This window comes from Erwinia aeris, from assembly GCF_041224955.1.
Taxonomy (GTDB): domain Bacteria; phylum Pseudomonadota; class Gammaproteobacteria; order Enterobacterales; family Enterobacteriaceae; genus Erwinia; species Erwinia aeris.
Genome location: NZ_JBGFFX010000007.1, coordinates 248087 through 256972, shown reverse-complemented (window position 1 = coordinate 256972; position 8886 = coordinate 248087). Strand labels below are relative to the sequence as shown.

The window sequence follows — 8886 nt, the reverse complement described above, 5'->3', positions numbered from 1 at the left end:
CATAGTCATCCATCCGGTTTTGAGTTTTGAATATAGTGCAGGGATACTGTAGAGCCGCCATCATGATACTTTCCTTGTGTCATTGTCCGGTGTAGTGTTCATAGGGGATAATACGCGGTGACTGGCAGTGATGTAAATCTTCAATTATTACTGCCTGTAATCTTTTACAGCGCTCGTGCTGAGGACGAACCGCTAAGGTCTGATTTATCAAAACGCCATTTGGCAATTTTCTAATTTTCGGGATCTTCTGCCCTTTATGTTTTTAAATGGTTTTTGTGAATTTAACTTAGAGTAGTATAGCAATGCCGTTTCATCTACGGATTTTCAACCGGTCGATAGTTAGTATCCAGGCATAGACCATTACACGGGTTGTCTTTCGCTATAGCAGGTTAAAGCTATCAAAGTTAGTGACGCGATGCCGTAATATGAAAGAGTAATTGTTAAACTAATTCCTTGAAGAATTTAAGAAAAAACATTAGGGAAAAGTATTCATCCTGTTCACTTTTTAATTTTTGTGATTTATTATCAGTGAATTAAATGATGATTAATTAGGCGGGGATTCTTAGCCACTCTTCATCCGAAGGTGAACACCATTCGCCGCTAGAGGTAAAATCGGCCTGGCCAGCGGGCAATGCGCACTGTCTTGACCTGCTGCTTCAGCTGGTGCGGGAAGTCGACTGGATGATTTTCCGGAAAGTGCTTTCCTCGCTGAAAATCAGTTGAGTACAGACGCAGAAAATAATTACATCAATGAAATTTATATTGAAATAGTGATTTCCGGCGACAATTTCTATCCGGCCCTGAACAGGAGAAGCACAATGCATAAGGTCTCGAATCTACTGGTTTTTATCGGCCTTGTTAGCTTTGCAATAGCTTTGGCCGTGAATCTCTATGGCAGCTATGCCGTCAGTCATGTCAACAGCGCGCCGCTGTTCTCTACTAATTGGTGGGCGCGCTGGTTCCCGATTTATGCCTCGGGCATTGCGCTACTTTTTATTGGTCTGGTGTTGCGTCTGACCGGTCGCGCGCGTTAAGCAATAATGAGCGCATTATAGCCAGACGTCTTTCTGGATGCCGCCCGCCAGCAGGCGTCTGGCACACGAATTGAGGCGGACTGGCGACAGGCGAGAGGAGGCCAGTTTAGCATGGCGCATCACCAGCGTTGCTGCCTGCTGCGAACATGGCTATTTAGCGCATTTTCCCCTTGTTCTTACGTAGCCGGGTTTACCTGGCGGTTAATGATATCTGCCAGCCGGATACAGGCGACGTGGCCGGATTGATGGATGAATTATCAGCAGTGATGGACTTTGCGTTTGCCGCAGAGTCAGCGGAAGGCGAGGCGGCCTTGCTGAAACTGAACGACGTGCAGATTAGCTGGCTAGCCGTTACCGATAGCTATCGTTTGGTTCATCAGCAACAAATTACTGATTTTGATCACGCCAGCAAGCTGGCTCAGGCTATCCCCGGGCTATTGTTAAACTGGAAGCGCTGTCGTTTTCACTATTGGTCGCCCGCTAATGAGGCTGCCGGAAGCGCTTAGGGCGTGGACTACGGTAGAGAGAATGGCTGAGCGAGTTTAAGTGGAGCGATTACAGAGGTTATCGCTGATGTATAGCGGTTAATGCGGAAAGGTCTGGGCACAACGCCGCTGAAGGATACAAAAAAGCCCGCAGGGCTTATGCCATATGGGCTCTCAGGTCTTTGCCGGATGGGCTGGCGGAGTCTGAATTTTATCCGCAACTATATGTTTTTAAGTGATTATTATGAGTTCAAGTTTGGTTGGTATACCTAAGCGTATACCAATGCCGTTTCGTCTGTGGCTTTACAAGAGCTGATAAGTTAAGAATTTATGAAACTAAATGTACAGGTTATCTTCAGAAAAAAAGATTTTACGAAAAAGTGTTCACCCTGTTCACCTTTGATTTTTATGGTTAATAATCATAAGGTTATCTGGTGATCACTTAGGCGAGCACTCTTCACCACTCTTCACCCGAGGTGAACACCATTCACCTTCAGGCATAAAAGTGTGATGACAAGTTTAGATTTTCATCGCACTTCTGAAGATGGCTGGTTTCACTGCTTGGGTGAAAGAAACCTACCGCCTACGTTGTAAGTCGGCTTTGAGCGAGGAGCGGATATTGACTAACTGTAATTGGAAAATATCATGGACGATGGAATTATATTTTCATATCATATTTGTCAGTATCAGATACTCAATTGGAGAGAGATTGTATTTCTTTTAGATAGTTATCTATTTTTTCTAATTCTACTTTTATTTTTCTGGCCATTGATAGCCTGTACTCTATTTGTTCGTCGTCACTAAAATAGCGTTTACCCTCCATTGAGGTATAAGATCTGCCATTTCTTGGGGCATTCATGGCATTGGTCACGCCCTCCATTTCACCTCTATACAACGCAATAATTTCATAAGATGCTGAAATTTTTGTGCTTAATAACTGAATGTGGGCGGTTTCTTGTGAAATTTTACGCTGCTCATTCGCAGCAATTTCAGTTTGATGAAGTTCTTCTTTCTGAGATAAGTAGGTTTTTATCAAGAAAAACAACGTAATCAAAGATATTAATGGGTTGAGAATGCCTCCAAAATAATCCCCTAAAACACCCCAGTCAGATGGATTGTTGGATATTGAAGTATTTCTGAAGTTAAGAATATAACTTCCAATTATAATAGCCAAACAAAATGCGAAAGCTAACATTAGGAACGTTATAACTGTTTTTTCTCTTTTCATTATATTGCTGTGCATAAAAAATCAAAGAATTAGAATACAATACTATTAAAACAACAATCAACATTAGTATGCTTTCTTGCAAATAATGAGCTATCCGACTGATTAGTTAGAACTCAAGAAATGATGATGTCCGCTTTTGGCACAAACCGGCCTAAGCCGGTTTGATATTGCAATTTTACTAGCCATCGCAGCGCGGCAGCCAGTCGGCCTCGCACTCTTCGCTCAGCTCCAGGCTGGTCTGGATGCCGTTCTTTGTCTTGCGCTTCAGCAATTCAATTTCGTACTCCTTCAGCGTCTGCGGCACCGCCTGCCCGAATGCCGTCAGGCTCATGGGATGCTGATGCCCTCTGGCCTCCATAAAGGACAGGTAGGCGTGATACAGGTAGCGACGCGGGTTCATCGGCCGGATATTGGCGTTGCCGATAAACAGACCGGTCGGAGTGCTGAGCGGCGTCAGGTAGCCGCAGAAGTCGACCAGCGGGTCGGCGCTGCGCTTGATTTCCAGCGCCTCTTCCGACGACTGCTGCGCCTGCAACAGCTCGCGGGCATCGTCCGGGCGGGTGAAGCGCTGCATCAGATGGCGCACGATAACGGCCAGCTCACCGGCAATCTTCTCCAGCAGCTGCGGGTCGCGCTCGTTCGCCGGTATCACGTCCGGGAAAGGCAGGATTACCCGGCGACGCGACACGCCGCCGCTGCGGTCGCTGAAGCGCATGGGGTTGTTGTTGACCGCCAGTATTACCGCCGGGATGTGGGTTGAATAGGCGTCGCGGTACTTCGGGTCAATTGCCACGGCGTCGCCGCCGGTTATGGCCTTAATGCCCGCCCCGTCGCCGCTCCACTTCTCCTGGTCCGGCAGGATAATCAGCGAGTAGCCCACAACTGCGGCACGCTCGCGGGACGACTCCAGCGTGTCAATGGTGGCCGCCGTAGTGTTGTCCTCTCCGGCCAGCAGGCGGGCAATGGACGCCATCACGCTTTTACCGCTGCCGCCAGGGCCGGTCACCTCAAGGAACAGCTGCCAGTCATAGCGGTTTGCCAGCACCATAAATAACGCCGCGAGGATGCGCTCCTGCTTTGTCTCATTGCGTCCGGCCGCCCGCGTTAGCCACTGCCAGAAGTTTGGCGCATCGTCCGCCAGATTCTCGCCTGCCTTTGGAGTGGTGTAGTCGACGCTGTTGATAGTGCGGAGCCAGTTCTCTTTTTTATGCGGGCTAAAGGTGTCGGTGGCAGTGTCAAACACCCCGTTACGAAAGCCAATCAGCCGGCGGGCCGGTGCGCCCATCTGCGGCACCATCAGCTTGAGCGTGTCCACGATGCCGCCGATACCGGTTGCGGAGAACGGCGCGCGCACCTTCTGGAACAGCGCGGCGATTTCGCGGCTGAGCACCCGGTACGGCAGCACCTGCCACGCGCCGCCCTCGTAGCGGCACAGGTCTTCGCCCACAACCGGCACGGCCAGCGTGTTGAGGTAGTGCGCGGCCAGCAGCTCGGCCTTCTGGCTGGCGCTCATGGCCTTCAGGTCGGCCTCGCTCACCGACTCAAACGGGCTGAGCGCTTTCGGCTGGGTGAACGCGGTCAGCATCGCCTGAGCAGCTATTTCGCCCTCGGCCTGAAAGACGTCGTTCCAGTCGCCGGTTACGGGCGGCAGCGCGGGCTTACCGTTACAGCGCTTTGCGGCCGCCTCGGCGCGCAGCTGGCCGGTGCCATTTTCGTCGTTATCGGCGGCAATCAGTATCATCGCCTCCGGGTATTCGGCATGCAGGCGCTCTGCCAGCGCGGGCAGGTTGTTGGCGCTCAGCGCAACATACACCGCCTGGCCGGTAAGCCGGTGCACGGTCAGGCCGGTGGCGTACCCTTCGGTCAGCCAGAGGGTGTCGCCGGGTTCGCCCAGGCGGTGAAAGGCCTCCTTCACCTGGCCGCCCGCCAGCGTGCGCTTCACGCCGTCAGCCTTAATCAGCTGGGCGTTAACCGTGTCGCCGGAAAAGTTCGTCAGCGGCACGAGCAGGTCGCCGGGCTGATACGTGGTGTCGCTGATACGTTTGGTCGTGGTCAGCGTCAGGGCGCTGACGTCAGCCAGGTCTTTGGTGCTCAGGTAGGCGTTACCGGCCTGTGTTGTCGCTCCGGCAATGAGCCGGGCGGTCTCCTTCGCGGCATTAAGGCGGGCACGCGCCTTCTCTTCGTCGGTTTTTTCCGAGGTAACTGCCGGAAGCGTGACGGGCAGCGTGCCAATCAGGTCAGCCACCCGGCAGGCGGCCTCCTTTGTGTTCACGTCCAGCGCCTTTTCAACCAGCGCCAGCCCGTCGCCCGCGCCGCACTGGTTGCAGTGCCATGTCCCGCGCCCGGCCTGATTGTCAAAGCGGAAGCGGTCTTTGCCGCCGCAGACCGGGCACGGCGAGTGCTGACCGGCGGCGTTGATGCTGATGCCCAGCGCGGGTAAGAGCTGAGGCCAGTGACCGGCGGCGGCGCGCACGGTGTCGGTGACGATATGTTTCATGCGGCCTCCTTAATGCAGCGTGGCTTTTGAAGCGGCCAGGCGGCCGCACAGCAGTTCGTCCATCATGGTTTCACCCATGCGTGTCAGTCGCGGCGCGGCGACCAGCACGTCGGGCTGTACCATTTCGCTGAGCATGGTGCAGGCCATGTCCATGCCGTTTTCCGGGCCGTACCTGCGCACGTAATAGCCTTCCAGCTCCAGTGCGATGGTCATCTGCACCTCGTCCAGCGAGGCGGAGACATTGAGGCCGTAATGCTCGCAGGCAGAAAGGTAGCCCTGGGCCACGGCACGGCGATAAACGGCGGTGCGCACCTCAACGGGCAGGCAGGATTGATTACTGAAATTGTTAGTTGTCACGGGAGACCTCCATATCGTTAAGCATGACGGATTCGCAGGTGCTGACCACCTTACCCAGCTGGTCGGTAAGCAGCGCCACCACCGACGCGAGCGCATTGCCGTCGGGGCCGTTCTTACGGTTGCCGGAGCATTCGATAACGTCCAGCATGTCGAGTACCGTCACGCCCACGCTGTGGGCATGCTGAAGGCGCAGAAAATCGGCGTGCGGAATGGGGTAGCTGTCGTGGTTGTTGAGTCGGGCAGAAAGCGTATTCATGCGGCCACCTCGCAGAACGGCAGGCGACCGGCAAAGGACAGCACGTAATCGCGGGCCAGCAGACGGCGGGCGGCGAATTCGGTTTCGGCGGTGGTGCGCAGCATGCAGGGACGGGCGGCGGTATCGGCGCGGCGCACGGCGGCAAAGATAAAGGTGAACTGCATGCGTGCAGAAATAAGGGTTGCGGCCATAGTGGCAGACTCCAATAAGTAGTTGTGAAAACTACCACCAGAGTTCCTACGCTCGGGGGTGGTAGCCCAGACGGGGGTAGGAATACCGGCCTTATTGGAAACCGGCCAGCCCGAAGGCTGCCCCGCCTGAGCCACCATTGTCTTAAAGGCACAACGGCAAAAGAACCGCTGCGCTAAAAAATGGCGCACTGAGGCTACGACGTAAAAAAACACGCATGGCGCGTGTCGTGTCGCCAATAAGTAACTCGGGTTCCTACGCCCGGCTGCCGATTTTGCGGCAGCGGGAAAACAGTACACCGGCGGCTCACCAGAAAAAAGCCTTTTTTTACGCATAGGGCCTTTTTCCTCAGCAATCGGTCAGGACGTGATCGGATTGCGGCGGATTTGATCGGAAGTTCTCACTTTGCTCACCTCTGTTCGCCTTTGCGGACTTCGGCTTTTCGGTGAGCACGGAAATATGGCCGTGGCGGCCGCTGTTAAATGCGGGCAGCGTGGATTTTTTGCCAGCGACGGCGGAAAGCAGGCTTTCGGCCACGTACACGGCCTCTTCCTGGCTCAGCGGATAGCTGCGGGTGCCGAAGTTGAGCTTAATCATGCCGCACCTCCGGCACGCTGCGCGATGCGGGCCTGCATCCAGTCGTCAATTTCCGACGCCAGCCAGGCAACGTTCTTGCCGCCGAGGGAAATCTGCGAGGGAAACTGCTCGCGGCAGATTAAGTCGTAAATGGTGGAGCGCGACAGGCCACAGGTGCTGATAACTTCCGGCAGGCGCATAAAGCGGTCGCGGGGGTAGCGCAGGTCGTTTACGGACGGCGCGGCCGGGGCGGATTGTGAAGCGGTGGAGAGCATGGTGTTACCTCGTTTTGTATCCGGGCGGCGCTGGCCGGTTCCGGTCGTGTTGTGCTGGTAACCCCCTATTGTGAGAATATTTTTGCCCGTGTAAACAAGCCGCCGTCCGGTGGTAAATGAGCAAAATCGCGTTCTGTTGCACCCTGTTGCTCACTGTTTATCAACGATTATCAGAGATTGTCATTTATAAAAAAATCAACCGGAAATTCAGATTCATTAATAGCTAAAAACTCTGAAAAAAATGCTCGCCAGAAAAAGGCCGGTTTAAAAGCTGGTGAACAGTGGTGAACACCCGGTGAACAGTTCACTCTCAAGTGTTCACCCCTTTACTTACTGTATTTATTATCTTTTTTTCAGAGGTGAAGAGTAGTGAACAGTTTTATATAAAACTAAAAGCTCAAAGGGGGTATCCGGTGAAGATTTGGCCGTGTTTGCTCAGCGACAGGCAGACAGCAATGGAATGATTTGTCCGGTGGTGAACAGCAGAATAGCGACATCCTTTACAGATGAAGAGACAACGCTATGAGCACTCCGGAAAAGAGCACCACCCTGAAAAGCTTTGAAGCAGCCCGCACTGCGCATCTTGAGAAGATGAAACAGTACAACAACACCTGCGCCGACATTACCCGCTGCGAGAAAGAGCGTGAGGCGGCCATTGAGGCGGGAAAGGAAGCCGAAACGAACTGGCGCACCCGCTTTCGCAACCTGCGCGGCAACCTGACCGACGAGCTGAAGGCGGAGCACAGCCAGCGCATTGCCAGCCGGGAGCTGGCGGAAGAGTTTACCGGGCTGATTGCCGAGCTGGAGCTGGATAAGCAGGTCTTCATGCTTAACGCCTGTGGCACGGGAAGAGAATATGTATACGCACACAAGCTGGCATTCAACGAGTTTGCCGACGCGACCTGGCAGTCGGCGCTGCGCAACGTCAGCCCTTCGCTGTTGTGGGCCATCCGCCTGCGGCTCCAGCGTGAAAAGGTCAATCCACGCGATGACGACGAGCGCAGCGATATGCAGGTTGTGGCAGAGCTGATTGGTAACGCGCTGACCCGCGCGGCGGCCGCGCTGCCGGAGAAGGTGCTGACCGAAGCGCCGGTGCTGGAGAATATCGGCCTGTGGCGTCCGGCGCTCACCGGCGTGGATATGGTGCTGTATGCAAATCCGATTAAGCGCAACAGGGCGTGGGATGCCATCCACGTACACCGTCCGTGGATAAGGGACGGTAAAAAGAAATGATGCACTGCCCGTACTGCAAAAGCCCGGCGCACGCCAAATCAAGCCGCTATATGTCGGAACAGGTAAAGGAGCGCTATCACCAGTGCACCAACCTCGACTGCTCCTGCACGTTCAAAACCAGCGAGAGCATCACGAAGGTCATCACCGCACCGCCGCAGCCCGAACCGGCTCCCGCCATCACCCTGGAGCCGGTCAAGGAACGCCAGACGCTGGGGCGCTACGGCTCAGCCTTTCGCACCCTCCACTGACCAACAACGGCCGCTGAAAACAGCGGCTTTTTTGTGTTCACTCCTTGTCCTTTCAACGCCCTTTTTATGGCCAGCCCGGTTTGTAAAGAGCTGTGCATGCATGGCGTGCATGATTTTGCATGCAGAATGCGGGACTACGGATACCCCGTCAGCCCACGCCCGGCGGGGCTTTGCCCGGTTCATGCATCTGCATAAAAAACGATGCACAAAGCGGGCAGGCGAGGCGGGGGTAGCATTGCGCGCTGAGGGTTTATGCTGCATTTTATTAGTTATGTGAAGTGGCTCAGGGTCGAATGGGCTAAAGTTATAGCTTTTGAAAATGAGATTGATATCTTCTAGGTACACTTTAGTATCGGCGTTTTATGAGAGGCAATATGGCTGATTAAGAATAAATTATAGGATATGTGTTCATAAAAAATCCGATTGAACCAAAGAAACAACGAAGTTAGACTTAGTAAAATTGGTAGGTGAATGACTAGATATGAGTATGTGCCCTAACCTTAGACTC

At 53.7% G+C, this 8886-nt stretch carries 11 protein-coding genes; 4 read left to right on the top strand and 7 right to left on the bottom strand.

The features are described from left to right. Positions 1 to 719 precede the first annotated feature (719 nt). Positions 720 to 1034, top strand: coding sequence for a hypothetical protein (locus AB6T85_RS13780; protein ID WP_301730855.1), 315 nt, complete (start codon positions 720 to 722; stop codon positions 1032 to 1034). A gap of 245 nt (positions 1035 to 1279) precedes the next feature. After that, positions 1280 to 1540, top strand: coding sequence for a hypothetical protein (locus AB6T85_RS13775; RefSeq protein WP_369895870.1), 261 nt, complete (start codon positions 1280 to 1282; stop codon positions 1538 to 1540). Between the two features lie 673 nt (positions 1541 to 2213). On the opposite strand, the gene AB6T85_RS13770 is transcribed toward AB6T85_RS13775, so the two are convergent. The 7 genes from AB6T85_RS13770 to AB6T85_RS13740 all read right to left on the bottom strand — a co-directional run bounded on the left by AB6T85_RS13770 (position 2214) and on the right by AB6T85_RS13740 (position 6897). Next, positions 2214 to 2747, bottom strand: coding sequence for a hypothetical protein (locus tag AB6T85_RS13770; protein ID WP_369895868.1), 534 nt, complete (start codon positions 2745 to 2747; stop codon positions 2214 to 2216). Between the two features lie 178 nt (positions 2748 to 2925). Then, positions 2926 to 5244: a primase-helicase zinc-binding domain-containing protein gene (locus AB6T85_RS13765; protein ID WP_369895867.1), complete on the bottom strand. Its 2319-nt coding sequence runs from the start codon at positions 5242 to 5244 to the stop codon at positions 2926 to 2928. 9 nt (positions 5245 to 5253) lie between these two features. Beyond that, a complete protein-coding gene (locus AB6T85_RS13760) occupies positions 5254 to 5601 on the bottom strand; it encodes a DUF5375 family protein (protein WP_369895865.1) in 348 nt (115 codons plus the stop codon). Next, positions 5591 to 5857, bottom strand: coding sequence for a hypothetical protein (locus AB6T85_RS13755; protein ID WP_249891987.1), 267 nt, complete (start codon positions 5855 to 5857; stop codon positions 5591 to 5593). Before AB6T85_RS13755 ends, AB6T85_RS13760 begins: the two co-directional genes overlap by 11 nt. Continuing rightward, the gene (locus AB6T85_RS13750; RefSeq protein WP_369895864.1) at positions 5854 to 6381 is read right to left on the bottom strand and encodes a host cell division inhibitor Icd-like protein; all 528 of its coding nucleotides are present in this window, start codon (positions 6379 to 6381) and stop codon (positions 5854 to 5856) included. The genes AB6T85_RS13755 and AB6T85_RS13750 overlap by 4 nt, the downstream gene beginning before the upstream one ends. Before the next feature lie 13 nt (positions 6382 to 6394). Then, positions 6395 to 6643, bottom strand: a complete 249-nt coding sequence (locus tag AB6T85_RS13745; RefSeq protein ID WP_369895863.1) for a hypothetical protein — start codon at positions 6641 to 6643, stop codon at positions 6395 to 6397. Beyond that, on the bottom strand, positions 6640 to 6897 hold the full coding sequence (locus AB6T85_RS13740) for a helix-turn-helix transcriptional regulator (RefSeq protein WP_369895860.1): 258 nt from the start codon (positions 6895 to 6897) through the stop codon (positions 6640 to 6642). Before AB6T85_RS13740 ends, AB6T85_RS13745 begins: the two co-directional genes overlap by 4 nt. Positions 6898 to 7419: 522 nt before the next feature. Between AB6T85_RS13740 and sid the strand changes: the two genes are divergently transcribed. Next, positions 7420 to 8130, top strand: a complete 711-nt coding sequence (gene sid / locus AB6T85_RS13735) for a capsid size-determining scaffold Sid (RefSeq protein WP_369895858.1) — start codon at positions 7420 to 7422, stop codon at positions 8128 to 8130. Next, the gene (locus AB6T85_RS13730) at positions 8127 to 8378 is read left to right on the top strand and encodes an ogr/Delta-like zinc finger family protein (protein WP_369895856.1); all 252 of its coding nucleotides are present in this window, start codon (positions 8127 to 8129) and stop codon (positions 8376 to 8378) included. Before sid ends, AB6T85_RS13730 begins: the two co-directional genes overlap by 4 nt. The last annotated feature ends 508 nt before the right edge of the window (positions 8379 to 8886 follow it).